Source organism: Paenarthrobacter sp. 10N417 (genome assembly GCF_056394745.1).
The window spans coordinates 1-26,616 of sequence record NZ_JBFTIL010000018.1; the positions used below are offsets into that span (position 1 = coordinate 1).

The 26,616-nt window shown below is 60.3% G+C and carries 25 protein-coding genes and 1 pseudogene; 12 read left to right on the forward strand and 14 right to left on the reverse strand.

All coding sequences use genetic code 11. The features are described 5' to 3' along the window. Positions 1-315 precede the first annotated feature (315 nt). From AC1DCM_RS19545 to AC1DCM_RS19555, 3 genes are all read left to right on the forward strand, one after another. Entirely contained in the window at positions 316-1,872 is a 1,557-nt protein-coding gene (locus AC1DCM_RS19545) for a Re/Si-specific NAD(P)(+) transhydrogenase subunit alpha (protein ID WP_477519410.1), read from the forward strand. Continuing rightward, on the forward strand, positions 1,869-3,341 hold the full coding sequence (gene pntB, locus AC1DCM_RS19550) for a Re/Si-specific NAD(P)(+) transhydrogenase subunit beta (RefSeq protein ID WP_477519411.1): 1,473 nt from the start codon (positions 1,869-1,871) through the stop codon (positions 3,339-3,341). The genes AC1DCM_RS19545 and pntB overlap by 4 nt, the downstream gene beginning before the upstream one ends. A gap of 505 nt (positions 3,342-3,846) precedes the next feature. Beyond that, a complete protein-coding gene (locus AC1DCM_RS19555) occupies positions 3,847-4,983 on the forward strand; it encodes a bifunctional 2-methylcitrate synthase/citrate synthase (RefSeq protein WP_477519412.1) in 1,137 nt (378 codons plus the stop codon). 285 nt (positions 4,984-5,268) lie between these two features. Here the strand turns inward: AC1DCM_RS19555 and AC1DCM_RS19560 are convergent, their stop codons facing one another. From AC1DCM_RS19560 to AC1DCM_RS19570, 3 genes and pseudogenes are all read right to left on the reverse strand, one after another. After that, a complete protein-coding gene (locus AC1DCM_RS19560) occupies positions 5,269-7,419 on the reverse strand; it encodes an amylo-alpha-1,6-glucosidase (protein WP_477519413.1) in 2,151 nt (716 codons plus the stop codon). Between the two features lie 319 nt (positions 7,420-7,738). Beyond that, positions 7,739-7,934, reverse strand: a pseudogene (locus AC1DCM_RS19565) (dihydrofolate reductase family protein); the annotation flags it as partial. A gap of 130 nt (positions 7,935-8,064) precedes the next feature. Next, positions 8,065-8,814 carry an RNA polymerase sigma factor gene (locus AC1DCM_RS19570; protein WP_477519414.1) on the reverse strand — a complete coding sequence of 250 codons (750 nt, stop codon included), beginning with the start codon at positions 8,812-8,814 and terminating at the stop codon, positions 8,065-8,067. A gap of 202 nt (positions 8,815-9,016) precedes the next feature. On the opposite strand from AC1DCM_RS19570, the gene AC1DCM_RS19575 reads away from it, so the two are divergent. Next, a complete protein-coding gene (locus AC1DCM_RS19575) occupies positions 9,017-10,000 on the forward strand; it encodes an Lrp/AsnC ligand binding domain-containing protein (protein ID WP_477519415.1) in 984 nt (327 codons plus the stop codon). A 71-nt stretch (positions 10,001-10,071) separates the two neighbouring features. Here the strand turns inward: AC1DCM_RS19575 and AC1DCM_RS19580 are convergent, their stop codons facing one another. The 3 genes from AC1DCM_RS19580 to AC1DCM_RS19590 all read right to left on the reverse strand — a co-directional run bounded on the left by AC1DCM_RS19580 (position 10,072) and on the right by AC1DCM_RS19590 (position 11,571). Then, positions 10,072-10,503: a VOC family protein gene (locus tag AC1DCM_RS19580; protein WP_431115320.1), complete on the reverse strand. Its 432-nt coding sequence runs from the start codon at positions 10,501-10,503 to the stop codon at positions 10,072-10,074. A gap of 88 nt (positions 10,504-10,591) precedes the next feature. Continuing rightward, entirely contained in the window at positions 10,592-11,050 is a 459-nt protein-coding gene (locus AC1DCM_RS19585; RefSeq protein WP_477519416.1) for a VOC family protein, read from the reverse strand. 143 nt (positions 11,051-11,193) lie between these two features. After that, on the reverse strand, positions 11,194-11,571 hold the full coding sequence (locus tag AC1DCM_RS19590) for a VOC family protein (RefSeq protein ID WP_477519417.1): 378 nt from the start codon (positions 11,569-11,571) through the stop codon (positions 11,194-11,196). A gap of 132 nt (positions 11,572-11,703) precedes the next feature. Between AC1DCM_RS19590 and AC1DCM_RS19595 the strand changes: the two genes are divergently transcribed. Both AC1DCM_RS19595 and AC1DCM_RS19600 read left to right on the forward strand, forming a co-directional pair. Next, positions 11,704-12,093 carry a DUF3054 domain-containing protein gene (locus AC1DCM_RS19595; protein ID WP_442017783.1) on the forward strand — a complete coding sequence of 130 codons (390 nt, stop codon included), beginning with the start codon at positions 11,704-11,706 and terminating at the stop codon, positions 12,091-12,093. 71 nt (positions 12,094-12,164) lie between these two features. Beyond that, the gene (locus tag AC1DCM_RS19600) at positions 12,165-12,443 is read left to right on the forward strand and encodes an Lrp/AsnC family transcriptional regulator (protein ID WP_223932953.1); all 279 of its coding nucleotides are present in this window, start codon (positions 12,165-12,167) and stop codon (positions 12,441-12,443) included. Between the two features lie 65 nt (positions 12,444-12,508). Here AC1DCM_RS19600 and trpD read toward each other — a convergent pair whose 3' ends face one another. Then, entirely contained in the window at positions 12,509-13,576 is a 1,068-nt protein-coding gene (gene trpD, locus AC1DCM_RS19605; RefSeq protein WP_477519418.1) for an anthranilate phosphoribosyltransferase, read from the reverse strand. A gap of 148 nt (positions 13,577-13,724) precedes the next feature. On the opposite strand from trpD, the gene ctaE reads away from it, so the two are divergent. From ctaE to qcrB, 4 genes are all read left to right on the forward strand, one after another. Continuing rightward, positions 13,725-14,363 (forward strand): aa3-type cytochrome oxidase subunit III, encoded by a 639-nt coding sequence (ctaE, locus tag AC1DCM_RS19610; RefSeq protein WP_442005649.1) that lies wholly within the window; start codon positions 13,725-13,727, stop codon positions 14,361-14,363. An 87-nt stretch (positions 14,364-14,450) separates the two neighbouring features. Beyond that, the gene (gene qcrC / locus AC1DCM_RS19615) at positions 14,451-15,239 is read left to right on the forward strand and encodes a cytochrome bc1 complex diheme cytochrome c subunit (RefSeq protein WP_442005650.1); all 789 of its coding nucleotides are present in this window, start codon (positions 14,451-14,453) and stop codon (positions 15,237-15,239) included. Positions 15,240-15,338: 99 nt separating this feature from the next. Beyond that, entirely contained in the window at positions 15,339-16,409 is a 1,071-nt protein-coding gene (qcrA, locus tag AC1DCM_RS19620) for a cytochrome bc1 complex Rieske iron-sulfur subunit (protein WP_216925616.1), read from the forward strand. Next, positions 16,387-18,060, forward strand: a complete 1,674-nt coding sequence (gene qcrB, locus AC1DCM_RS19625; RefSeq protein ID WP_442005652.1) for a cytochrome bc1 complex cytochrome b subunit — start codon at positions 16,387-16,389, stop codon at positions 18,058-18,060. Before qcrA ends, qcrB begins: the two co-directional genes overlap by 23 nt. Here qcrB and AC1DCM_RS19630 read toward each other — a convergent pair. After that, entirely contained in the window at positions 18,050-18,820 is a 771-nt protein-coding gene (locus AC1DCM_RS19630; protein WP_477519419.1) for a GntR family transcriptional regulator, read from the reverse strand. The genes qcrB and AC1DCM_RS19630 overlap by 11 nt on opposite strands. Before the next feature lie 164 nt (positions 18,821-18,984). Here AC1DCM_RS19630 and AC1DCM_RS19635 point away from each other — a divergent pair, with 164 nt between their 5' ends. After that, on the forward strand, positions 18,985-19,278 hold the full coding sequence (locus AC1DCM_RS19635; protein WP_477519420.1) for an HPr family phosphocarrier protein: 294 nt from the start codon (positions 18,985-18,987) through the stop codon (positions 19,276-19,278). A 111-nt stretch (positions 19,279-19,389) separates the two neighbouring features. On the opposite strand, the gene AC1DCM_RS19640 is transcribed toward AC1DCM_RS19635, so the two are convergent. From AC1DCM_RS19640 to AC1DCM_RS19660, 5 genes are all read right to left on the reverse strand, one after another. After that, positions 19,390-19,791 (reverse strand): cytochrome c oxidase subunit 4, encoded by a 402-nt coding sequence (locus tag AC1DCM_RS19640; protein WP_442017777.1) that lies wholly within the window; start codon positions 19,789-19,791, stop codon positions 19,390-19,392. Then, positions 19,788-21,509: an aa3-type cytochrome oxidase subunit I gene (ctaD, locus tag AC1DCM_RS19645; protein ID WP_216925611.1), complete on the reverse strand. Its 1,722-nt coding sequence runs from the start codon at positions 21,507-21,509 to the stop codon at positions 19,788-19,790. Before ctaD ends, AC1DCM_RS19640 begins: the two co-directional genes overlap by 4 nt. Positions 21,510-21,519: 10 nt before the next feature. Next, positions 21,520-22,392 (reverse strand): aa3-type cytochrome oxidase subunit II, encoded by an 873-nt coding sequence (gene ctaC, locus AC1DCM_RS19650; RefSeq protein WP_442005655.1) that lies wholly within the window; start codon positions 22,390-22,392, stop codon positions 21,520-21,522. Between the two features lie 182 nt (positions 22,393-22,574). After that, positions 22,575-22,964, reverse strand: a complete 390-nt coding sequence (locus tag AC1DCM_RS19655; RefSeq protein ID WP_442005656.1) for a HesB/IscA family protein — start codon at positions 22,962-22,964, stop codon at positions 22,575-22,577. Positions 22,965-23,165: 201 nt separating this feature from the next. Beyond that, positions 23,166-24,638 (reverse strand): M20/M25/M40 family metallo-hydrolase, encoded by a 1,473-nt coding sequence (locus AC1DCM_RS19660; RefSeq protein WP_477519421.1) that lies wholly within the window; start codon positions 24,636-24,638, stop codon positions 23,166-23,168. A gap of 119 nt (positions 24,639-24,757) precedes the next feature. Here AC1DCM_RS19660 and AC1DCM_RS19665 point away from each other — a divergent pair, with 119 nt between their 5' ends. Then, the gene (locus AC1DCM_RS19665; RefSeq protein ID WP_442005658.1) at positions 24,758-25,351 is read left to right on the forward strand and encodes a DUF3043 domain-containing protein; all 594 of its coding nucleotides are present in this window, start codon (positions 24,758-24,760) and stop codon (positions 25,349-25,351) included. A 126-nt stretch (positions 25,352-25,477) separates the two neighbouring features. On the opposite strand, the gene AC1DCM_RS19670 is transcribed toward AC1DCM_RS19665, so the two are convergent. Next, the gene (locus AC1DCM_RS19670) at positions 25,478-26,557 is read right to left on the reverse strand and encodes a quinone-dependent dihydroorotate dehydrogenase (protein WP_477519422.1); all 1,080 of its coding nucleotides are present in this window, start codon (positions 26,555-26,557) and stop codon (positions 25,478-25,480) included. Between the last annotated feature and the right edge of the window lie 59 nt (positions 26,558-26,616).

Sequence of the window (26,616 nt, forward strand, 5' to 3'; positions counted from 1 at the left end):
AACATCCACCGCCTCCGAAGGCACGCTCAACATCTCTTCCGTCCTCGCTGACAAGACTCCACCTCGACTTAACTCATCGTGCGCAGCGCCCGAAACAACCCAGACAGCCACACAACCCAAAAACTTATGAATACGATACCATGAGGTTGGATGCGATACCACGTTCATCGACAACTACCTCCGTTCGTCCCGCACCGCACGTGGCGATCCTGTCCTGGGGCACGGGCTTCAATTCCAAGCCAAACCTCCGGGACGTTGACAGTGTCGGCTGAGGCATCAGCATTTACCGGCATCAAATCTTAGAAAGAGAAAATAGTGACACGTATTGGCATCGTGGCCGAGTTGGGTCACGAGACGAGGGTGGCGGCAACGCCTGCCACCGTGAAGCAGTTGCTGGGGCTGGGCTTCGAGGTGGTGGTCGAGAAGGGTGCCGGGGAGCGCGCGTCGTTCCGTAATGAAGCCTACGAAGAGGCCGGCGCACTGATTGTGGGTGCGGATGAGGCGTGGGGTGCCGACGTCGTGCTGCGCGTGAACCCGCCCACTCAGGAAGAGATCGCCCGTCTTACCGAGGGCGCGACGCTGATCGGCTCCCTTAGCCCGGGCCTGCGGCCGGAGTTGGTGGAGGCCCTGGCGGAACGGCCGATCACTGCGCTGGCGTTGGATGCCGTGCCGCGTATTTCCCGGGCACAGTCGATGGACGTGCTTAGTTCGATGGCGAATATTGCCGGGTACCGGGCCGTCATTGAAGCCGCCCACGAATTCGGCCGGTTCTTCACCGGGCAGGTCACCGCGGCGGGCAAGGTCCCGCCCGCGAAGGTCCTGGTCGCTGGCGCCGGTGTTGCCGGCCTCGCGGCGATCGGTGCGGCCTCCAGCCTGGGCGCGATCGTGCGCGCGACCGATCCGCGGCCCGAGGTGGCTGACCAGGTGAAGTCTATTGGCGGTACTTACCTCAAGGTTGAGGTGGAGGAGGAGATGAAATCCTCCGATGGGTACGCCAAAGCAACGTCGGAGGCGTACAACGCCCGCGCCGCGGAGATCTACACCGAGCAGGCGGCGGAGGTGGACATTATCATCACCACGGCCCTGATCCCGGGCCGGCCGGCACCGAAGCTGCTCACCGCCGGGGACGTCGCGGGCATGAAACCGGGCAGCGTCATCGTGGACATGGCCGCCGGCCAGGGCGGGAACGTCGAAGGCTCCGTCGCCGGGGAACGCATCGTCACGGACAACGGGGTCGTAATCCTGGGCTACACCGATCTCCCCTCACGGCTGCCCGCCCAGGCCTCCCAGCTGTACGGGACGAACCTGCTGAACCTGCTCAAGCTCCTCACCCCGGACAAAGACGGGGTCCTGCGGATCGATTTCGACGACGTCGTTCAACGCTCCGTGACCGTGGTGCGGGACGGTGAGAAGACCTGGCCGCCGCCCCCGGTCCAGGTCTCCGCCGCCCCGACGGCACAGACCCAGACCGCGGCTGAAGAAACCAGTGCCCCGAAGAAGAAACAGGGCCTCGGCGCGGGTGGCAAGGCAGGTCTGTTCGCTGCAGGCATCGCAGCATTGTTTGTGGTCAACGCGGTCGCCCCGGCGCCGCTGCCCCAGCACTTCACGGTGCTGATGCTTTCGGTGGTGGTTGGGTTCTACGTCATCGGGAAGGTTCACCATGCCCTGCACACCCCGTTGATGTCGGTGACCAACGCGATCTCGGGGATCATCGTCGTCGGTGCCCTGCTGCAGGTCACCACCGACAACATTGTCACGCAGGCCCTGGCCGCCATCGCGGTCCTGCTGGCCAGCATTAACATCTTCGGTGGCTTCGCCGTCACCCGGCGCATGCTGGTCATGTTCTCCCGCGGTGAGAAGGCCCGTTCATGAGCGCCGTAGCCGAAGCAGCAGCAACACTTACCAGGAGCCTTACCGTGTCTGACACCGCCTCCGGTCCGTTGACCGCCGAGACCATCGCAGGGGCGGCGTACATCGTCGCGGCCCTGATGTTCATCCTCAGCCTCGCCGGGCTGAGCAAGCACGAGAAAGCCAAGGCAGGTGTCATCTACGGCATCACCGGCATGGTTATTGCCCTGGCCGCGACCGTGTGGCTGACCGTCCAGGACGCCTGGGGTACCGGGCAGGCACTGACTGGCCTGGGCCTGCTCCTGGCCGCGGTCATCATCGGCGGCGCGATCGGGCTCTGGCGGGCCCGGGTCGTGGAAATGACCGGGATGCCCGAGCTCATCGCCCTGCTGCACAGCTCAGTGGGCCTCGCCGCGGTCCTGGTCGGCTGGAACGGACACCTCCAAGCCCCGGAACTGACCGGCGCCCTGAAAGATGTTCACCACGCCGAGGTTTTCATCGGCGTCTTCATCGGGGCCGTGACCTTTACCGGCTCGATCGTCGCGTTCCTGAAACTCTCCGCCCGGATGAAGTCCTCGCCCCTGATGCTGGCGGGCAAGAACGAGATCAACCTCGGCGCTCTCGCCGCGTTCATCGCCCTGACCGTCTGGTACGTCAACGACTCCCAGCTCTGGCTCCTCATCATCGTCACCCTGCTCGCCCTCGGGCTGGGCTGGCACCTGGTGGCCTCGATCGGCGGCGGCGACATGCCCGTCGTCGTGTCCATGCTCAACAGCTACTCCGGCTGGGCCGCAGCCGCCGCTGGCTTCCTGCTCAACAACGACCTGCTCATCATCACCGGAGCCCTGGTCGGCTCCTCGGGCGCGTACCTGTCCTACATCATGTGCAAAGCCATGAACCGGTCCTTCATTTCCGTGATCGCCGGCGGTTTCGGCATCACCGCACCGAACAAAACCGATACGGACTACGGCGAGCACCGCGAAACCACCGCAGAGGCCACCGCGGAAATGCTCACCAACGCCTCGTCCGTCGTGATCACCCCCGGCTACGGCATGGCCGTCGCCCAAGCCCAGTACCCGGTCGCCGAACTCGCCCACCAACTCCGCGAACGCGGCGTGAACGTCCGCTTCGGCATCCACCCCGTCGCCGGGCGGCTGCCCGGACACATGAACGTCCTCCTCGCCGAAGCAAAAGTCCCCTACGACATCGTCCTGGAAATGGACGAAATCAACGACGACCTCGGCGCCACCTCCGTGGTCCTGGTCATCGGCGCAAACGACACCGTCAACCCCGCCGCAGCCGAAGACCCGGGAAGCCCCATCGCAGGCATGCCCGTCCTGCGGGTCTGGGAAGCCGGAAACGTTGTGGTCTTCAAACGCTCCATGGCCGCCGGCTACGCCGGCGTGCAGAATCCCCTGTTCTTCCGGGACAATTCCCAAATGCTCTTCGGCGACGCCAAACAACGCGTCGAAGACATCCTTCGTGCCTTCTAGCGGAAATCAGGACCTTTAGGTCCCAGACGAACGAACGATTCATGATGTTCCGTTGGTTATCCAATTCAGTGACCCCAACAAGACGGGAAGAGACCATGCTGTGGCGTCGATTTAATTTCAATAGCCCTGATCAGCCTATCTTTGGGTCAGGGGCGCCCGATAAGGTGCACTACCCAAAAGCGCGGATTGAGCTAGAAGCGTTCAACATTGATGAATTCAACGCATCTCCTTGGATTGGCCTTCACTACCGACATGAGTTCGCGCCCCACCACGGCCACGAACTGTTGGACCGCGGGCAAGGACATAAGGAATGAGACGGATGCCCAGATTAGACCCATAGGACCAGGCTTAAGTTGTAGCGCTCAATTTTGCGAAACGAATGCCGAACCGGCCTGATTTACATAGATGCCGATTTGGCTGCTCGGCATTTACTTTGGATTTAAATAGAGCCTATGTATACAGATTCCAGACATCCACTAGAGCAAACACTGCAAAGGAGTTCAGCATGACTGACACCGAGATTAGAAAGGGCCTGGCCGGCGTTGTGGTGGACTTCACCGCCGTCTCAAAGGTCAACCCTGAAACGAATTCACTGTTATTCCGCGGGTACCCGGTACAGCAACTCACGGCCAAATGCAGCTTCGAAGAGGTCGCCTATCTGCTCTGGAACGGTGAACTGCCCACCCAGCAGCAACTGGTGGAGTTCACTGCACTCGAACGGGCCGGCCGGGCACTCGCCCCTACACTCCAAGCCATCATCGACGCCTTGCCCAAGAACGCCCACCCGATGGACGTGTGCCGCACCGCGGCCTCGGTGCTCGGCGCCCGCCATGAACTGGCGGAGGACTCATCTCCTGAGGCCAATATGAAGAAGGCGATTGACCTGTGGGCCGCAATGCCTGCCGTGGTTGCCTATGACCAGCGCCGCCGCCATGGGCAGGGCGCCATCGAGCCTCGTGACGACCTTGGCTACTCTGCCAATTTCCTCTGGATGACATTCGGCGAAGAACAGGTCCCGGAAGTCGTGAAGGCCTTTGACGTCTCGATGATCCTCTACGCCGAACACTCCTTCAACGCCTCCACCTTCACCGCCCGCGTCATCGCCTCGACCCTCTCCGACCTTCACTCGGCGGTCACCGGAGCCATCGGCGCGCTCAAAGGCCCGCTGCACGGCGGCGCGAACGAAGCGGTCATGTACACCTTCGACGAAATCGGCATCCGCCCCCAGGAATCCCTCGAGGAAGCAGCCGCCCGCGCGAAGGCCTGGATGGAAGACGCCCTCGCCCGGAAGAAGAAGGTCATGGGCTTCGGTCACCGTGTCTACAAGCAGGGCGACTCCCGGGTGCCCATCATGAAAGAGGCCCTGGACAAGATGATCGCCCACTACGGCCGGCCCGAACTCCTGGGCCTCTACAACGGCCTGGAACAGGCCATGGACGAGGCCAAGAACATCAAACCCAACGTGGACTACCCCGCCGGCCCCGCTTACCACCTCATGGGCTTCGACACCGCGACCTTCACTCCCCTGTTTGTCGCCAGCCGTATCACCGGCTGGACGGCCCACATCATGGAACAGCAGTCGTCCAACTCCCTCATCCGCCCTCTGGGCGAATACAACGGGCACGAGGAGCGTGCCGTGTAGCTGGCAGTCCTAATTGCCTCTATATTCCAGCGGTGAGGTGTCGGATGATCACCCGGATCATCAAAATCGCAACGTTTACGGCACCTCACCGTCTGTTCGCCAAACAGCACGACGCGGCCGGCGTCTTCAAACTAGCCAGCGGCGATGTATTCCGGCAACCTACGGAAACGGCCCTTTTATTCCCTAAATTCCATTTGGGCGAAGGCCGACGTCATCGGCCGCCTAACGGGGGCACCATTCAGGACCCGAGGGGCTTATAGGAAGGCATGACATGCCGAGACCAGATCACCGCTGGGGTTTGACCTTCTCCACCAGGTCGGTCACCCGGGGCCGGATTCCGCGGTGGAAGATCATGCCCTCGGGCAGTCCGTGAACGGCTGTGGTCGAATCAGAGATATCAATTGTGATCCTGCCATTTGCCAGGGGGGCGTTGGTGAGATGGAGGTCGCCATACGATTTCGGGAGCACGGGATCCAACCAAACCCCGCCTTGCAAGACGTCGACGTGGTAACCCATCAAACTCTTGACCAGGTGGATTGGCGTGGTTGCCGCCCAGGCCTGCGGGGAGCATGCCGTGGGGTATGGGAGGGGTTCGTCGAATTGATCGCGGCCAAAGCCGCAGAACAATTCGGGCAACCGCCCCTCGGAGTACTCCGCCGCCTCGAACAGCGCTGTGGCGATCCGCTGCGCCTGCTCGATAAAGCCGTAACGAAGGAGGCCCGCCGCGATGATCGCGTTGTCGTGGGGCCAAACTGATCCGTTGTGATAGCTGGCAGGGTTATATGCGCCCATGTTGCTGGCCAACGTTCGCACGCCCCAGCCGCTGAACATTTCGCGGGACATCAGCCGGTCAGCCACCAGCGCGGCCTTGTCGTTGTCAACGATCCCAAACATAAGGCATTGCCCCATGTTGGAAGCACATGCGTCAACCGGCCGTTTGTCGCGGTCCAAGGCGATAGCGTAGTAACCGCGGTGAGGAAGCCAGAACTGTTCGTTGAACTGCTTCTTCAGCCGCGCCCCGAGCTCCCGGTACTCGGCCGCAAGGTCCAAGTCTCCGGCTTCGTGAGCTATCCACGACCGGCCCAGATAGGCCCCATAGACGTAGGCCTGCACCTCACATAAAGCGATAGGTGGCTGAGCTATGCGGCCGTCGGCGAAGTTGATACCGTCCCACGAGTCCTTCCATCCCTGATTGATCAGGCCGTGATCATTGAGCCGTGAATATTCGACAAAACCGTCGCCGTCCTTGTCCCCGTACTGGCGGATCCAGTCCAGCGCCCGGTCAACATGTGGCAGAAGGCCGGCAATGGTTTCTGATGCGAATCCCCAGCGGCTGACCTCGCCGAACAGGGCGACAAAAAGCGGTGTGGCATCGACGCTGCCGAAGTAGGTGGCTTTCCCGCCCAATGCCAGCCCGCTGGATACGCCAAACCTGACCTCGTGGAGGATTTTGCCCGGCTCCTCCTCGCTCATCTCATCCGTCACGTGGCCCTGACGGTCGGCCAAAGTCTGGATGGTGCCGAAGGCCAGGGATGGATCAACGGGCAGTGCCATAAGGGACGCCCAGAGCGAGTCCCGGCCAAACAAAGTCATGAACCATGGGGCGCCAGCAGCCACTACGATTCGGTTGGGGTGGTCAGGATCCTGAATGCGCAGAGCGCCCAAGTCGTCGTAGCTGCGCCTGAGTGTCCGTTCGATTGACGGGTTGCTGACGTGTAGTACGGGGATCTTGGATACCCACTCCTGGCGGCGCCGGTCACGAGGAGACATTTCGCCTTCATCCGGCCGAATAAAACGTTCGGCGGAGCCGGTTCCGCCATCGAAGGCTGTGACGCTTAACACGGTACTCCACTGTCCATGYGGGGGAACACTGAATCGGTAGACAAGCTCCTCGGAGGTTATGTCGGCCCCGTCGGCGGCCACCACAACACCCTTCTGAATGTCCTGCCAGACGGCCCTGATAATTAGCGACTCACCCGCTACTTCACGGGACTCTTCCCAGCGCCGCTGGATGCGTGCCTCTTTCACTTCGAAGAGGTCCGCGAAGTCCGCCTCTACGTGAAGGGTAAGAACACATTCGGCGTTGGACGGCGAGTAGTTTCGGACAATAATCTGTTCCAGGATGCCGGCACCGACTTCGCGGAGGCGTTCGACGATCAGCGGGCTGTCCGCGTATCCATCTGGCCGCGGGACCCGCCCGATAAACAAAGCACGGTAGGGTTCCTTCGTCTTCGCCCCCAGCGGCTCCAGCGAGGCGCCGTTGATGAGCACATGCCAGCAGGACAGGATTCGGGTGTCCTCGACGAAAACCCCGTGTGGAAACTGGGGTTGAATATCGCCGTTGGCCGCTGATATACAGAACGAGGTGCCTTCCACCAGAGTGACCGAACCAGGCCCGGAGGGTCCTGCAGCAGTGTCAACATTCCATCCAGCCATCACGGACCCTTCACGGGATAAATCAAACCAAACGGCACACCACAGCGGATTCCCTGCGAACCCCCTATCTGATAAGACGCTACGCTCTTCGGCTCATCGGCACCAGCGCCCCAAGATAGAAGCGGCTTTCTGCGTCGCGGTGGCATTAAGCGCCGGTGTCGCGGCGGCGTTGCCTCGCTGGCGGTGGTGAACCCATACCTTGAGATGTCAGCCCTCAACCAACGAGCGCAGCTCATCTTCCCCCGGGATTCGAGCCTCTTTACGAAGTCCAAGCAAGAGAGAAGAAATCGAAGCCGAATCACAATTCATCGAAGTTGGTCGCCGCGGCGAGTGTTGCGCCACCGGCTCTCATCGGGCCGCCGTCCTCGGGCTTGAGCCGGGCGATCTCGGCGATCGCGTCGCGCCTGACCAGGCGGGTGTTCCAGTCGACCTTGTCGATCGTCGAGGAGAAACACCACCTTCGGCGGGTCCCGCCAGTTGCGCGCGAATTCATTCTCCGCCGGGGTGGCGTTGGGTATCCGTCCAGGGTCAGATTCATGCCATAGATCAATTTGCGCATGACTCCTCCCTTCCGTACGGCGGTCTCCAGACGATAGACCCAGAGTCAACTCCCTTAAGGGGCGGAGCCCACCCACCCACTAAGGCCTATCCAGCACGCGACCCGGCCTGTTTCATTCCTGACTGAACTTCCCGTAATTCAGCCAATACCCCTGTGCAACGGAGGCAGTCGTCCAAGTGGCGGCGCACTTTCTCCTGGGTGGCCTGGCGCACGGCACTTCGGACGTATTTGCCTAGATAGCGCGAGAAGTCTGCGCAGGGGTCGGTGGCAGCGCCCTTCACATGTTCCTGCAGGTATGCCTGACGGAGACCCTCCCGCGCTCTGATGAGCAATGACGACACAGCGTTTGGAGTCAGTTCCATAGCCCGTGCCGCTGCAGCCGGCTTCATGCCCTCAACGTCCACATGCCAAAGTACGGCCTGCCAGCGGGATGGCAAGGAACGGAAAGCCAGCATAAGGATCGTATTCTCGAAGTCTTTGACAACAGGATCATCATTGCCAACCACCACTTCACCTGCAGCGCTGTTCAGCGTCGCCGCTGCTCGCCTGCTCTGCAAATTGCGGCGGTGCGACATACGCCGAACGGTGGTCAACAGATATGACCTGAACGAGTCCACCGGTCCACTGCCCTGAAGCAGCGATTTTAGGATCGCTACAAACGCCTCGGACACCACGTCGTCAGCGTCCGTTGGATTATCCGATTCAGTCCGGGCAACATAAGTGGCAATGACTTGATGCCGGCGGAAAAGTTCCTCGTAGGATCCGGAGTCTCCCCCGCGCACGGAAGCAACCAGGTATGTGTCACTCTCGCCAGCAACTAACGCATGTGTGCCCACTCCCCTCCCCTGCTGACTTTGTGCAGGTTTCAGTAGCACTTGTACTTGCTGAACCGTCGTGGAAGATTGGACGCGGCCGAACGGCAGGACGGGAGCAAGCATGGCTGCCTTCCAGAGTGTTTGAGTGATGACGCCTAGAATCTAGGCAGCAAGTGATTGGTCACACTCAAAACGCAGGCAATTTGTTGGAAGTAGATGTTCCATGCAGGATTTCGACTTTGATGAACGGGATCTCAGGCTCCTGCATGCCCTTCAAATCCGCCCCCGCGCACCATGGACAGCCTTGGCACCTGCCGTTGGTGCCGATGCCGTCACCTTGGCCCGGCGCTGGAATTTTCTTTCCGCGGAAGGGCTGGCATGGGTAGCGACCTACCGTGGCCTCGGTTCCAAAGTCGCCTTTGCCTTGGTGGAAGTTGAGTGCGCGCCTGCCAGCATGGCAACCGTGACCGAAGAGCTTGCGGCCGATCCGGATGTGCTCTCAATGGATCACACCGCAGGTGGCAGGGACATGGTCATCACTGTCGTGAGCCGCGATGAAGCCTCCCTCGGACGATTCATTTTGGACCGCTTGCCAGCCGTCAAAGGAATTCGCAGTACAAGAACCCATCCCGGTATCAACCTTCTTGCGGACGCCCGGGCTTGGCGCTTGCGCTCCTTGCGGGACGACGAGGTAAAACTCATAGAGCGCGAAGCACCTCAACCAAGTCCCGCCGCGAAAGGCGCATCCGCAGATCTGGAAGAGCAACTTTTTTGGATCCTGCGCTCTGATGGTCGAGCCTCGATAACTGAAATATCCCAAAAGTTGGGAATCAGCCCTCCGCGTGCGAAAGCCGCTTTAAGCGCGGCCCTGGCCCAGGATCGGATCGTTGTCCGGCTCGAAATCGCCCGTACATTGTCGCCTTGGCCCGTAAACGTTTGGTACTTCCTCCGCGTCCCAGCCACGCAGGTGGAGGCAGTGGGGGGCCGGTTGGTCGGTCTCGGAGAAGTGCGTCTGGTCGTCACCACAGGCGGTCTGTATTCGATTGTGATCTCGGTGTGGCTTCGCCGCCTTGAGGACATGACCATTCTCGAACGGCAACTGGGTGAAAAGTTGCCCATGGTGGAGATCATGGACCGTTCAGTCGTCTTGCGAACGCCAAAGCATGTTGGCGTCCGGCTGGATCCCTCTGGCCGCCGCATTATGTAAGCCGGACACGTGAATGCCTCGTCCAACGAGTCGGACGAGGCATTCGTTCGTTTGATTATTCCGCGCGACTGCTACTGCTCCTGTTGTTGCGCTCCTGCAATATTGACCAACCAAGCTATGCCGAACTTGTCCACACACATCCCGAAGGTGTCACCCCACGGTGCGCTTTCCAGCGGCATGGTGACGGTGCCGCCGTCGGCTAGTTTGTCCCAGTAGCCACGAAGCTCGGCTTCATCCTCGGACTGACCGCTGAGCGACACCGAGATGTTGTTGCCAGGGTTGTAGTCCATTCCATTGGGTGTGTCGGCCGCCATCAAGGTCAGGCCGTTGGGTGTCACCAGCATCGCGTGCATGACCTTCTCCGCTTCGGCGGGGTCTTCACTGGCTTGGTATTCGCCAAAAGTGCTGAGCGTCAGTTCTCCGCCAAAGACGGACTCGTAGAAGTTGATTGCGTCCCTGGCATTGTCGCGGAACGAGATATATGGGTTGAGGCGGGTTGTCATCAGTCAGTTCTCCTCATGGTTGTGATAGGTGCGCACGTCACCGTGCGGTAATGCTAGCAGCGCCCAATGGCGCCTGTCCCCCAAACTTTCAGTCGCCGTCGTAGGCCTTTTGCAGAACGTTGATATCAAGCTTCCGCATCTTCAACATGGCTTCCATTGCACGTTGGGAACCCGCTGGGTCCGGACCATTCAACAGACCCTGCATCCCAGCAGGGACGATCTGCCACGACAAGCCAAACTTGTCCTTCAGCCATCCGCACTGGCTTTCTTCTCCCCCTCCTTCCAAGAGCGCGTTCCAGTACTGGTCCACCTCGTCCTGCGAATCGCAGTTCACCACGAGGGAAACTGCTTCGTTGAAGGTGAAAGCCGGTCCCCCGTTCAAAGCCATGAACTGCCGTCCTTCAATCTCGAAGTCCACGGTTAGGACCTGTCCGCCTGGTCCCGGCATCGATGCCAGGATGGACGAATCCTCAAATGTCGACGTGTAGAACTCCGCCGCCTCAGCCGCGCGGCCGTCAAACCACAAACAGGTGGAAATCTTCTGCATTCTGCAAGTCCTCCAGGATCGTGAGGAACCACTTGTCCCCCGACCGAGGCTAGTCGTGTGGGTTCGCCCACACAACGCCAACGGCGGCTGTCGCCGCATCCGCTGTACGCACCAGCCATCGGCGGCCACTCCTTGAGCCAGGGTTAGTCGCCAGACGTCCTGATCCGGCTGACCAGGCCTACCGTATTTGCCTCGCTGTCCTCAATGAACGCCATCCATTCCTCGGAATCTGCCGGTCCGAGGAGGTCATCCTCATGGGTGAAGATCAGGTGAGGCTCCGAAATGATCTTGACGCCTTTGCTCCTCAATGCCGCCACTGTGCCGTGAAGGTCTCCAACCTCGAAATAGAGCAGGGACGACGGCGCCCCTTTCTCCAGGAGAAGCCGCACGCCGCCCACGTCAAAGAAGAGGAGCTCAGGAGGGTCAAACAAGGCTTTGGGCTCGGCGCCCAGCAATGCAGCGTAAAAGGCCGCAGCCCTCTTCAGGTCTTCGGCGTGCTGGGCTACTTGAACGAATCGCATGATCTCCTCCAGTAATTGGGGTGCGTCCTTTGTTCCTGCCAGTCATCGTGGCCGCAGCAGAAATCAAGCGCAAGAGAGAATCTGGGGGACGTCAACTTCGCGCCCGCACTTCCGCCCGGATAGTGTCAGACCATGCCCTCATCGCTTAGATCCTGGATTCCTGCTGCCGCCGCCGATCTCGTGTTGATTCTTGTCTTCGCCGCGATCGGCCGCGACGCCCATGCCCGGGGAGACATCATCACGGGCGCCTTTGTCACGGCCTGGCCCTTCCTCGCTGGTGCGGGCGTTGCCTGGCTGGTCGCAAGGGTTTGGCGTGCGCCCTATGCCCTCTGGCCTTCGGGCATTTGCGTCTGGATCGGTGCGGTAATGATCGGCATGCTGCTCAGGGCGGTGACTGGCCAGACGGTGGTGTTGCCCTTTGTCATCGTGGCACTTATCAGCCTGGGCGTTTTCCTGCTCGGCTTCCGCGCCATTCTCGCGTTAATTCTGCGGGCGTCACGAAAACGCCATTCCAAAGCCTGAAAGGGTCCCTTCATCTCCCATGTACTAGGCTGAAGTTCGTCCGCAATGAAGGTTTTCCGGAAAGGCCCCACGTGATCACCGCTTTCGTCCTGATCAAGACCGATGCTTCGCGCATTCCGGAAACCGCCGAGCAGATTTCAGCCATCCAGGGCATCAGTGAAGTCTATTCCGTCACTGGAGAATGGGACCTGATCGCTGTAGCCAGAGTGTCCAAGCATGAAGACCTCGCGGATGTCATCGCTGACCGCCTGTCGAAGGTGGATTCCGTGGTCCACACCACTACCCACATAGCCTTCCGTGCCTACTCGCAGCACGATCTCGACGCGGCCTTTGCCCTCGGCTTCGAATAGGACTTAAGGACGCCTCTAGATCCCGCTTCAAGGCGGCAGCACAGCCTGCGAGGCTGACGCTGTGGCTAGTCTTTGGAACTCTGGCTAAGGGCGATCCACTTGGTCAGGACACCAGCGGCCTTACCTGAGTCCACGGACTCCGCCGCCAGCATGAAGGCGGCTCGCATCCGTTCCAACAGATCGCCTTCGGCGTTCATGTCAACAGAAACCAGGCCAGCTGCAGCATTCAAGAGGACAGCATCACGCACAGGACCTGTCTTGCCATCAAGGACTTCACGTACAACCACTGCATTTGCGGCTGCGTCCCCGCCCCGCAGATCTGCAACGGTGGACGGTTCGATACCGAGCTCAGCGGGTGAGAACACCTGTTCTGTGACGGTTCCGTTCCTTATCTCCCAGACTGTGGATGGCCCCGTGGGTGTCAATTCGTCCAGCCCATCGTCGCCGCGGAACACCAGGCCGCGGCTGCCGCGACGGGCAAGGACGCCCGCAACAAGTGGAGCCATCCGGGCGTTGGCGACGCCGACTGCCGAAGCCTGAACATGAGCAGGATTCGTCATGGGGCCGAGAAAATTAAAGGCCGTGGGCACTGCCAACTCCCGCCGGGGTACTGCAGTATGACGGAACGAGGGATGGAAAACCTGCGCGAAGCAGAAGGTGATTCCTGCCTCCTCCGCATTCCGGGCAACCTGGTCAATCGAAAGGTCCAGGCGGACACCCAAGGCTTCCAATACATCAGCAGAACCGGACGTCGACGACGCCGCCCGGTTTCCGTGCTTGACGACTTTCGCGCCCGCGCCGGCCGCAACAAGGGCTGCCATGGTGGAGATGTTAACGGTGTTCAGCCTGTCCCCGCCTGTTCCCACGATGTCCAGCTTTTCACCGGAGATCTGTATGGGGTTGGCATTCTGAAGCATAGCCTCCACAAGGCCGGTCAGTTCTTCCACCGTTTCGCCCTTGGCACGCAGGGCAACCAGGAAACCAGCGATCTGCGCGGGAGTGGCTTCGCCGGCCATGATCGTGTTCATGGCCCACTCAGTATTGCCCACTGCAAGGTCGTCGCCGTTGATCAGTGCTGAGATGAGCCCTGGCCAGTTATTGCTGGCTGCAGGTGCCGATGCCGGAGAAGTCACCCCTTGATGCTATCGACCGGGCTGCACCGATGACCAATGTGAACCGGACCGGGAACTTTTCCGCGCGATTTCGCGTCTTTGTAGAAAAAGTCTCCCGAATCGGTGGTTTGCATTGGGAACTCTGGACTTTTACAGACATAATGTCCTTGTGACATCTGCGACCCATGCCCCCAGTACCCCGGCGCACCCGACGCTGAACCGCCCCAATCTGGTTTCTGTTGGAACCGTTGTTTGGCTGTCCAGTGAGTTGATGTTCTTCGCCGGTCTCTTTGCCATGTACTTCACCCTGCGGTCCACATCAGGATTGATGTGGGCCGAGGAGACGACCAAGCTCAACTTCCCGTTTGCGCTCGTCAACACCATCGTCCTTGTGGCCAGTTCCTTCACGTGCCAGATGGGCGTTTTCGCCGCTGAGCGCCTTGAACCGCGCCGCACCGGCGGACCCCTGCAGTTCACCCGCTGGGGCATGAGCGAATGGTTCGTTCTCACCTTCATCATGGGTTCCTTCTTCGTAGCCGGACAGACCACGGAATACGCCATGCTCGTCTCAGAGCACGTTTCCCTGTCATCCAACGCCTACGGTTCCGCCTTCTACATGACCACAGGCTTCCACGGCCTTCACGTCATCGGCGGTTTGATCGCGTTCCTGTTCATCATTGGCCGTGCGTTTGCAGCCAAGAAGTTTGGGCACTTTGAAGCCACATCCGCGATCGTCACCTCGTACTACTGGCACTTCGTGGACGTTGTCTGGATTGGCCTCTTCCTGGTCATCTACGTCCTGAAGTAGCCCGGCTTTGACTCTTTTTCTACAAGAGGCAGAATTTCAAGAAGCGGCTCGCGGAGCCGACGCAGGATCGAATAAAGGAACCACCACGTGAAGGCACTCTCGCAGAAGCGACGTCACCCACTGGCAGCCATAGCGCTGCTGCTGATGGGCCTCCTCCTCACTGGTGGGCTGTACGCCGTTGCCACATCTGTCAACCAGGCCAAGGCCGACACCACCAGCTACAGCGCAAGTGACGTAGAGCAAGGCGGCAAGTTGTTTGCTGCCAACTGCGCCACCTGCCACGGCATGGGTGCAAGCGGAACCAAGGACGGCCCCTCGCTGGTCGGCGTGGGTGCCGCAGCAGTTGACTTCCAGGTTGGCACCGGCCGCATGCCCATGCAGATGAATGGCCCCCAGGCACAGAAGAAGCCCGTTCAGTTCAACGAGGAGCAGACCAGCCAGCTGGCCGCTTACGTTGCATCGCTCGGCGCGGGCCCTGCGATTCCGGAAGAACACCTCCTTGACGAAAAGGGAGATGCAGCCAAAGGTGGCGAGCTCTTCCGCGTCAACTGCGCCATGTGCCACAACGCTGCCGCAGCCGGTGGCGCCCTGACTCGCGGCAAGTTCGCTCCCGCGCTGGCAGATGTCACAGGAAAGCACATCTACGAAGCCATGGCCACGGGCCCGCAGAACATGCCTGTGTTCAACGATTCGAACGTCTCACCCGAAGGTAAGCGCGACATCATCACCTTCCTCAAGACCATCGAAGCCAACGGCTCACCGGGCGGTGCCGATCTCGGCGCCCTAGGCCCGGTGTCTGAAGGTCTCTTCGTCTGGATTGCCGGCTTGGGCGTCATCATCGCCTTCACCATCTGGCTGACGTCACGCACGTCCTAGTCCGGACGAAACAACAAACTTCTGCTGCATGGTCAGCAGTTTCGAACTGAAAATTAACTCGGCCCAGGCCGAGACAACGAGAGAAGGATGAGGCGAATTATGGGCAACCATAGTGACGGCAGTCCGAACCACTCGGGCACCGTAGCTACGGCTGGTCAGAATGAAGTGGAGAAGTTCCAGGATCCTGGACTTCCTCCGCATCGTTTGCGCCTGGCTGACACGGACCCGGTAGCCGCAAAGCGAGCCGAGCGTCAGGTAGCCATTTTGTTTGGCACCTCTGTCATCGGCACGCTGATCTTCCTGGTGGCGTACTTCGCCATCGATTTGGGCGACGATTCGACGATTGCAAACATCCGTACCCAGAACCTGCTCCTGGGCCTGGGTACGGCGTTCGCAATGCTTGGCATCGGCACCGGCATCGTGCACTGGGCCAAGGCCTTGATGCCGGATCACGAGGTGTCGGAAGAGCGCCACGCTATCCGTCACGAGGAAGATCGCCAGGCTGCGGTGCGCATCGTCGACGACATCGTCGAGGAAACCGGCATTAAGCGTCGCCCGCTGATCCGCAACACCCTTCTTGGCGCCGTTGCCCTTGCCCCGCTTCCTGCTCTCGCTATTTTCGGCGACCTGGGACCGCGTCCTGATGACAAGCTCGCACACACCATGTGGGCTCCTGAAGGTGGCAAGCTCAAACGACTGACGCGCGATCCCGATGGCACTCCCATCAAGGCTTCGGATGTCACCATCGGTTCTGCCTTCCACGTTATTCCCGAAGGCCTCAACGAACTTCACGAGGGCAAACTGAACGCAAAGGCCAAGGCCGTCGTTCTGCTGATGCGTCTGGATCCGAACTCGCTGAACCCCTCTGAGGGCCGCGAGAACTGGAGCTACAACGGCATTGTTGCCTACTCCAAGATCTGCACACACGTTGGTTGCCCGGTTGCTCTTTACGAGCAGCAGACACACCACCTTCTGTGCCCGTGCCACCAGTCCACGTTCGACCTCACGCAGGAATGCAAGGTCATCTTTGGACCGGCCAGCCGTCCGCTCCCCCAACTGCCCATCGCAGTTGACGCAGAAGGCTACCTCGTCGCCACCAGCGACTTCAAAGAACCTGTAGGACCGAGTTACTGGGAGCGTGACGAGCATGAGCGCCTCATCAACAGCTGAAGCCCCCTTCGTAGCGAAGACCAAAGTTGGCCGTTTCACTGATTTCGTGGACGAACGTGTAGGTGGCTCCGGCATCCTGCGCGAGTTCGGACGCAAGGTCTTCCCGGACCACTGGTCATTCATGTTCGGTGAGGTGGCGCTGTATTCCTTCGTCATCCTCCTGATGTCGGGCACCTTCCTGACCTTCTTCTTCGATCCCTCGATGGCTGAAACCCACTACCAGGGTTCCTACACGCCGTTGTACAACGTCGAAATGTCCGTGGCTTACAGCTCATCGCTGAACATCTCCTTCGATGTCCGCGGTGGCCTCTTCATGCGCCAGGTGCACCACTGGGCGGCGCTGCTGTTCGTGGCCTCCCTGGGTGTCCACATGCTGCGCGTCTTCTTCACCGGCGCGTTCCGCAAGCCGCGTGAAATGAACTGGGTAGTGGGCGGCGTCCTGCTGATTCTGGCCATGGCTGCCGGCTTCACTGGCTACTCCCTCCCCGATGACCTCCTTTCCGGCAACGGTCTGCGCATCATCGATGGCGTTATCAAGTCCATTCCGGTCATTGGTACCTACATCTCGTTCTTCCTCTTCGGCGGAGAATTCCCAGGCACAGCGATCATTGGTCGTCTCTATGTGCTTCATATCCTTCTGGTTCCGGCGCTGATTCTGCTCATGATCGTGATTCACCTGTTCATGGTTGTCGTGCACAAGCACACCCAGTACCCCGGCCCGGGACGTAACGACGGCAACGTCGTCGGTTACCCCCTTGGCCCGGTTTACGCAGCCAAGGCTGGCGGGTTCTTCTTCATCGTCTTCGGCGTCCTGGCCCTTATGGCAGCTGCCTTTACGATCAACCCGATCTGGAACTACGGTCCGTACGACCCCTCCCCGGTTTCCGCCGGTACCCAGCCTGACTGGTACATCGGATTTGTTGACGGCGCTCTTCGCCTCATGCCTGGCGTCATCAACAACTTCCACTTCGAATACATCATCTTCGGACACACGCTGACGCTGAACGTCCTGCTGCCGGCACTCGTGCCCGCGGGCATCATCTTCACCGTGCTGTTCATGTACCCGTGGATCGAACGCTGGGTAACCAAGGACAACCGTGAGCACCACGTCCTTGACCGTCCCCGTAACGCACCCACCCGTACCGCGATCGGTGTTGCAGGCTTCACTTGGTACTGCGTCATGTGGGCAGCGGCAGGCTCGGACCTCATCGCAACGCACTTCCACGTATCCCTGAACGATGTCACGTACTGGTTGCGCACACTGTTCTTCATCGGCCCGATCCTCGCGTTCATCGTGACCAAGCGAATCGCACTCGCTCTGCAGCGTAAGGACCGCGAGATCGCCCTCCACGGGCGTGAGACCGGCCGCATCGTACGGCTCCCCCACGGTGAGTTCATCGAGGTACACGCTCCCCTGGACGAGTACAAGCGCTACAAGCTCGTTGGATTCGAATCCCCGGTTCCGTTGCCCGCGACGCCGAACGAACACGGTGTCGTAACCCGCAAGGAAAAGCGGCGTGCAGCGCTCTCCAAGTGGTTCTTTGAAGACCGTGTTGCTCCGGCAACTCCTGCGGAACTTGAAGCAGCACACGCGCATGGCCACCACGAGGCCATCGAAGCCAGCGAGGACCAGAAGAGTCTCAGCCACTAGTTCCAGCTTGAAAACAGGGAAGGGCACGATCCATATGGATGAGCTTATAGCGATCTGCCCGATAGTACGAAACAGAGTAGTCCACCATTGCGCGGGCCACGAAGGCATGACGTTGGATCTTCAGCAGGGGTGCGCCCACATCCACGTTCAACAGCCTTGCCGTGGAGGGGGATGCAGCCGTTGCCTCAATCATGTCCTCTCCCCATTCCATGACCAGGCCGAAGCGTTCGCTGAGGACGTTGTAGAGCGACGTGGGCGGCGCCTCATCCAATAGTCCGGGGACACGGTGCGCCGGGATGAAATTCTCGTCGACGCTCATAGGTTCGTTGTCGGCCAACAGCAACCGCCTGAAACGGACCAACGGCGTGCCTTCCTCGAGCTGTAGCTCCCGCGCCAGAAAGGCACTGGCAGCAATCTGTTCGAAACTCAACACCTTGGCAGCCGGAACCATCCCGCGTCGTTGCATCTCCTCGCTATAGGAGGTCAGCTTCACTTGAAGATCCAGTTTGGGCTTCTTCACGAACGTGCCCAGTCCCACCACACGCTCAATGACTTCTTCGCCCACCAGCGCATCAATGGCCTGCCGTACCGTCATCCTTGCAAGGCCAAACCTTAGCGAGAGGTCCCTTTCGGACGGCAACGACGAACCAGGAGGGCATGACTGGGCTATGAAACTCCTCAATATCTCACGGAGTTGGATGTAAATGGGAGTGCTGCTGGTCCGGTCAATTTCACCGGCGATACTCGCGGCTTCAGGCATGACGAGCGCCCAACATCAAATGAGTCATGCATTAAGGGTAGATCAGTCAGGGCACAGGTCTAGACCAGCCGGAGTCCTCGATATGGAGAGCAGGCCAAGCAGCGGCTACGCTTGTATGGATCAAATTTCACGGACGCATATTCCGTCCTAGCAAAGGAGCTGGCTTGCTGGAGCAGAAATCCTTCGTCGCAGCAGAGATTGGCCTGCATGCGCGAGCAGCAGCCATATTTGTCCGCGCAGTAACTGAGACAGGCCTGCCAGTGACGATAAGGAAGCCTGACGGACCGCCAGTAGACGCACGCTCCCTCCTGGAAGTCATGACAGAAGACTTTGGCCATGGCTGCGAGGTGCACCTTGAAGTCGCGCTGGACGGCCTCCAGGACGGCCAAACTGTCTCCGCCGCCAACAATGCCCTTCGTGGGCTCTCTGCTGTGCTGGAGGGCACTCACGCCCGCTGAAGCCCCAATAATGGCCCAGGACACTATCTAAAGGCCAACGACCACCCATAGAGACAACGACGACGGGCCCCACCAAAAGGTGGGGCCCGTCGTCGTTATGCTGTTTTGTTGCTAGTGCGCGTGGTCGCCACGGCTGTATTCGAAGACCCAGCCGACCAGTGCCACAACGGCAATGCCACCCGCGATGAAGGTGATCCAGAAACCCACCGCAAGGCCCAGGAAGCCGCTTGCGCATGCAATGCCGAGAACCAGCGGCCACCAGCTCCAAGGGCTGAAGTGCCCCTGTTCACCCGCGCCCTCGTGAATTTCAGCATCAGGGCGGTCTTCTGGACGCATACCAATTCGCTTGCCAGTAAAGCCCAGGTAAGCGCCGATCATGCCTACGAGACCGCCAACCAGGAGAATGCCCAGAACGCCGACCCACTCATGCCATTCCGTCAGGAAGCCGTAGGCGATGGCGACCGGGATGAAGAAGAATGCTCCTGCTCCAAAGAGCCACGATTCAATTTTCACTTGCGAACGTCCTTCTGGTCGGCGTTGCCTAGCAGCACTGCTGCGGGGTCCGGGGACTGGGCGGTGTGGACCTGGGCCAACTCAGGGTGGTGCAGGTCCAGTGCCGGGCGCTCCGAACGGATACGGGGCAGCGATGTGAAGTTGTGGCGCGGCGGCGGGCAGGAAGTCGCCCATTCAAGCGACGCTCCGAAGCCCCAAGGGTCATCAACTTCCACCTTCTTGTTGCTGCGCCAGGTGATGTAGACATTCCAGAAGAACGGCAGCAGGGATGCACCCAGGACGAAGGAGGAGATCGTGGAGAACTGGTTCATCCAAGTGAAGTTGTCCTGCGGCATGTAGTCGGCGTAGCGGCGGGGCATACCCTCAACACCCAGCCAGTGCTGGATCAGGAAGGTGCCGTGGAAGCCAAGGAATAGAAGCCAGAAGTGAATCTTGCCCAGACGCTCGTTCAGCATCTTGCCGGTCCACTTCGGCCACCAGAAGTAGAAGCCGGCGAACATGGCGAACACAACCGTACCGAAGACCACGTAGTGGAAGTGTGCCACCACGAAGTAGGAGTCCGAGACGTGGAAGTCCAGTGGCGGGGACGCAAGGATAATACCCGTGAGGCCACCAAACAGGAAGGTCACCAGGAAGCCGATGCTCCAGAGCATCGGAGTCTCGAAGGTGATGGAACCCTGCCAGAGCGTACCGATCCAGTTGAAGAATTTCACGCCGGTGGGCACCGCAATCAACATGGTCATGAACGCGAAGAACGGAAGGAGCACCGAACCGGTCACATACATGTGGTGTGCCCAGACGGTGACGGACAGCGCCGCAATTGCGATGGTTGCGTACACAAGGCCCTTGTAACCAAAGATCGGCTTCCGGCTGAAGACCGGGAAAATCTCGGACACGATGCCGAAGAACGGCAGGGCGATGATGTACACCTCGGGGTGGCCGAAGAACCAGAAGAGGTGCTGCCAGAGGACGGCGCCGCCGTTTTCGGGGTCGAAGATGTGGGCACCAAATTTGCGGTCCGCACCGAGGGCGAACAGGGCAGCGGCCAGCGGCGGGAACGCCATAAGGACGAGGATGGACGTCACCAGGGCATTCCAGGTGAAGATCGGCATGCGCCACATGGTCATGCCGGGGGCACGCATGCAGATGATCGTGGTGATGAAGTTGACGGCACCAAGGATGGTGCCGAAGCCGGACAGTGCGAGGCCGAAGACCCACAGGTCACCGCCGACGCCGGGCGTAAAGGTGGTGTTCGACAGTGGCGCATACGCGAACCAGCCGAACGATGCAGCACCCTGCGGCGTGATGAAGCCGGACACAGCAATGGTGGAGCCGAAGAGGAAGAACCAGAAGGCCAGCGCGTTCAATCGCGGGAAGGCGACGTCGGGGGCGCCAATCTGCAGGGGCATGATGACGTTCGTGAAGCCCGCAAACAGCGGTGTCGCAAACATCAGCAGCATCACGGTGCCGTGCATCGTGAACATCTGGTTGTACTGTTCCTTGGTCTGCAGGATCTGCATACCGGGTTCGAACAGTTCAGCACGGATCAGCAGCGCCATGACGCCGCCGAGGCAGAAGAACACGAAGGACGCAATGAGGTACATGTACCCGATGGTCTTGTGGTCCGTGGAGGTGATCCAGTTGACGACTATGCGTCCCTTGGATTTAGGAACTACGGGAGCCTCTAGGGTCCCGGCGGATTGAGTGTAAGTAGCCACGTCGCTCCCCTTACTTGGTTTCGATCAGGTCCGGGTTGCGGTCGTATTCCGCACCGAGCAGGCCCGTGTTGCCGTCCTGGCGAAGCTTGTCCATGTGGTCCTGGAATTCAGACTCGGAGACAACCTTGACGCGGAACAGCATTTCGGAGTGGTATTCACCGCAGAGTTCGGCGCACTTGCCATCGAAAGTGCCCTCCTTGGTGGGAGTGAACCTGATGTAGTTGGTCTTGCCGGGGATCATGTCCCGCTTCTGCAGGAAGGCCGGGACCCAGAAAGAGTGGATGACATCGCGGGAGTTCAGCTCCAGGTCAACCGACTTGCCAACAGGCAAGTACAGCGTGGGAAGCAGGTCCTTGTTGACCTCGTTGCCGGTCAGGTGAGCCTGAACGCCGGCCTCGTGGAGGTCTTCGTTGATGACCTGGCCCTTTTTGTAGTTGAAGTCCCAAGCCCACTGCTTGCCGCGCACGTCAATGACGACGTCTGCCGGCTGTGAGCGGTCATCGATCGCGCGCTGGTCCTGGTCGGTGAAGTAGAAGAACACCAGCACCATGAACAGCGGAATGGTCAAGTAGAAGACCTCAAGCGGCAGGTTGTAGCTGAGCTGCTTCGGGAATCCAATGGTGCCCTTGCGGCGGCGGTAAGCGATGATGCACCAGACCAGAAGGCCCCACGTGATGATACCGACTGCCAAGGCGGCGATCCATGAGTTGACCCAGAGGTCCATGATCCGGTCAGTGTGGTTGGTCGTGCCGCGCTCAGTTGGCAGCCAACCCTTCTCTACCTCTGGTGAACATCCGGTCAAAACCAACGCGCCGGCTAGTGCCAAGCCAGTGATCGAGGTGATCTTTATGCGTCGGCTGCCGGTTCGGTTCTGCGAACTCACAGACGGCCCTTCCTCTTGTTGCTGTCTCCCGGCAGGCCAAAGGCCACCGGGCACACTAAAAGTTTTACTACCCGATGTAGAGCTTACCGCTATGAAGCGGTTTTCGCGCACATGTCGGCGCCGTGGCTCCGAATGCGTTGGAACGCATGCAGAGGGGCGCCGACATGCGGCGATAGCTCACGTCAGTGGAACGAATCGCCGCAAGCGCAAGACCCACCGGCGTTCGGGTTATCAATGGTGAAGCCCTGCTTCGAGATGGTGTCCTCGAAGTCGATGCTGGCCCCACTCAGGTAAGGGACGCTCATCTTGTCGACTACGACCTCAACGCCGTCGTAGTCGCGGACGGCGTCGCCGTCGAGGAGGCGCTCGTCGAAGTAGAGCTGGTAGATCAAGCCGGAGCAGCCGCCCGGCTGGACTGCAACGCGCAGCCGCAGATCGGTGCGCCCTTCCTGTTCGAGGAGGCTACGGACCTTGCCTGCCGCGACATCGGTCAGATTGACCTCATGCGTGAGAAGCTCCTCGTCGGGGACGAGCTGTGCTCCGGTGCTGTTTTCGTTGGTTGCAGTGCTCATTGGCCTACCTTCTTATGACGCTTCTGGCGGCGGCGCCGGAACGCAGCCTGCCCTTACCCAATTACGTACGGGTTATAGCTCCATGCTACGTCGCGCAGACGCTGAGCTATAACTTCTGACGTAACCACGGACGGCAATTACTTGTTCCCGGCGTGCTCGACCGCCCACGGAAAGAGTCCCCCCGTAACGCCAACGCGCTGCTTACCGGTCCAGGCCTTCGACATTAAGCCGCGCCAGCATCAGCGCCTCGGCCAGCACAGCATGACGGAAATCGCCGATGTGAAGTGATTCGTTGGCACTGTGGGCGCGGGAATCCGGATCTTCTACACCCGTCACGAGAATCTGGACATCGGGATACATCTCGGTCAGGTCGGCAATGAACGGGATGGAACCGCCGATTCCCATTTCCACTGGTTGGACTCCCCAGGCCTCCCCCAGGGCCCAGAGTGCCACCCTGGCAGCTGCTGACGAGGTATCGGTCGCGAAGGCATTTCCTCGCTCCCCCGGCGTGAATGTTACTTCTGCACCGAATGGTGCACGGGACTGAACGTGGTTCCTTAAAGCCTCCATGGCGGCGTCAGGATCCTGACCGGGTGCCAGGCGCATGCTGAATTTCGCCCGGGCTGCGGGAATGAGCGTATTTGAGGCAACGGCAACAGCGGGAACATCCATGCCGATGATGGACAACGCCGGCTTGGTCCACAAACGCGAGCCGATCGTCCCGCTCCCGGCAAGTTTGACGCCGTCGAGCACTGAAGCGTCAGCGCGGTATTCTGCCTCGGTCAGGTCAACCGCAACGTCGTCATTTCCCACCAGGCCCGCCACGGCGACGTTTCCTTCGTCGTCGTGGAGCGTCGCGATGAGACGGGACAACAGGGTGGGGGCGTCCAGCACCGGGCCACCGTACATTCCCGAATGCACCGCATGCTCCAGCACACGGACTTCGAAGGTGCCATCCACGAGCCCACGCAGGCTGGTAGTTAAGGCGGGAATGCCGACCTTCCAGTTGCTGGAGTCCGCCACCACGATCACGTCGGAGCGGAGAAGCTCGCGATGTTCCTCAAGGAATGTCCGAAACGTGGGTGAACCCGCTTCTTCTTCGCCTTCAAAGAAGAAGGTTACGCCCAGGCCAAACTCATCCCCCAGGACTTTCGTAGCAGCGGCGTAAGCCGCCAGATGGGCCATGATGCCGGCTTTGTCGTCAGCAGCGCCACGACCATAGAGCCGGCCTTCCCGCTCCTCCGCGATGAAAGGCTCGGAAGCCCAAAGATTTCGATCGCCTGGAGGCTGGACGTCATGGTGCGCGTACAACAGAATCGTCGGCTGACCGTCGCGGGCCGGACGGCGGGCGACGACGGCGGGACCACCGGGCGTTCCATCCAATTTGTCGCAGCGAAGAATTCGGACGTCATCCATTCCCGTTGCCCTTACCAAGGAGGCGACAGCTTCAGCGCTGCCCTCCAGCTCGGCGGGGTCGAAACTGGGCCACGCGATTCCGGGGATCCCGACGAGGTCCTTTAACGAGCCGAGGGTAGCGCTAAATGATTCATCTACTGCTTTGGCCAGAGCGGCCACGCCATTGGAGTCGATGACCTGGTTCGACGACGGACCCTCCATGCTGTGGCCGGAGTTCCGTTGCTGATTCTGCGGGGTCTCCGCATGTGCTGATGTCATGCCCAAACTTTACAGCTGGCCAAGAAGCGGCGACGGAAGGCGCGGCAGGCTGCCACACGCCCACCGAACCACGGTGGGCCCGTAACCTGCGCCACCTTCCTGCGGGGTATTCTGTATGGGTGTTCGGACGCAAAAAGGAAGAGCCCAGCGCTCAAGCAGTAGTAGACCAGGCCCAGGCCGCCGCCCAGGAACCGGGCGTCGGAAAGGGCGCCCCTACGCCCAAGCGGAAGGACCAGGAGGCAGCCCGCAAGCGCCCGTTGGTGCCCACTGACCGCAAAGCTTCCAAGGAGGCCGAACGGGTAGCGGTTCAGGACCAGCGGCAGAAGATGCGGCAGGCATTGGACACGGGTGACGAAAAGTACCTGCCCCTGAGGGACAAGGGACCCCAGAAGCGTTTCGTTCGGGATTACGTCGATGCCCGGTTCAGCCTCGGTGAATACCTGATGTTCGGGGCCCTGCTGTTCGTGGTCATCTCCCTGATCATCCCGGCCAGCAGTTCACAGATTACGTATGTCCTGATTGGCTTCTGGATCATGTTCCTTGCCGTCTTTGTGGATGTTTTCATCCTTTCGCGCAAGCTCCGTAAGCGCTTGGGCGAGAAGTTCGGTGAAGTCGAGCGTGGATCAGTCTGGTATGGATGTATGCGCGCCCTGCAGTTCCGCAAGCTCCGCCTCCCCAAGCCGCAGGTCAAGCGCGGCCAGTACCCCGCTTAGCGCCACGCTGAAGAGGCCCCAACCCACTACTTATACGAAGACCCCGGACCATTGGTCCGGGGTCTTCGTATTGTCGCCTTCGTCCTGGCTCCTGGATGGAGGCCCTGGACCATCGGCAGCCCTGGCCTAGCGGGAGTTACGCTTCCGGATCTTCGCCAGGCCCTTGTTAATACGCGATGCCCAGAACGGGCCCTCGTAAAGGAACGCCGTGTATCCCTGCACCAGGGTTGCGCCTGCATTCAAACGGTCCTGGACATCCTGGGCTGACTCCACCCCACCCACGGCAATGAGTACGAGCTGATCTCCCACGGCGTCCTTGAGTCGTCGCAAGACCTCCAGGGATCGCTGCTTCAGCGGGGCACCTGAAAGCCCGCCCGCTCCCAGTGATCCAACCTTCGCGGCATCAGTGGTGAGCCCCTCACGGGCGATGGTGGTGTTGGTGGCGATGATGCCGTCCAGCTTGAGGTCAAGGGCAAGCCGGGCGACGTCGTCGATGTCCTCGTTGCTCAGGTCTGGCGCAATCTTGACCAGGAGCGGAACATGGCGGCCAGCAGCTTCATCTGCCGCATCCCCTACGGCCCGGAGCAAAGGCCGCAGAGTTTCCACGTTCTGGAGCAGCCGTAGTCCTGGCGTGTTGGGCGAACTGACGTTGACCACCAGGTAGTCGGCGGCGGGAGCGAGGGTCCGGGCGCTAACGAGGTAGTCTTCCGTGGCCTCATCCAGCTCAACAACTTTCGTCTTACCGATGTTGACACCAATCACGGGTCGTACATCGGCATGCAGGCGCTGCAGGGCAGCTTTCGCCGACTTGAGCCGCGGAGCAACTGCTGCTGCGCCATCGTTGTTGAAGCCCATGCGGTTGATGACGGCGCGGTCCTCGATCAACCGGAACAAACGCGGCTTTTCGTTGCCCGGCTGGGCCTGCCCGGTAATGGTTCCCACCTCTACATGGCCAAACCCCAGTTCGGCCAGCGCTTCGATTCCATGGCCTTCCTTGTCGAAGCCGGCCGCCAAACCGAAGGGAGAAGGGAACGTCAACCCAAAAGCCTCAGTTCGAAGGGACGAATCCGGAGCTGTGATCCTGGCAAGAACCCGGCCTGCACCGGTGCGGTGGGCCGCCCGGATCGCTTGAAAGCCGATCTTGTGTGCTTTCTCGGCATCCATCCAGGAGAAGGCGAGCTTGAAGAAGGTGGGGTAAACACGCATAGTCCTAGTTTTCCGGTTTACTGACAACACACCAAACCCGTGACCTTGCCTGCGGCTAG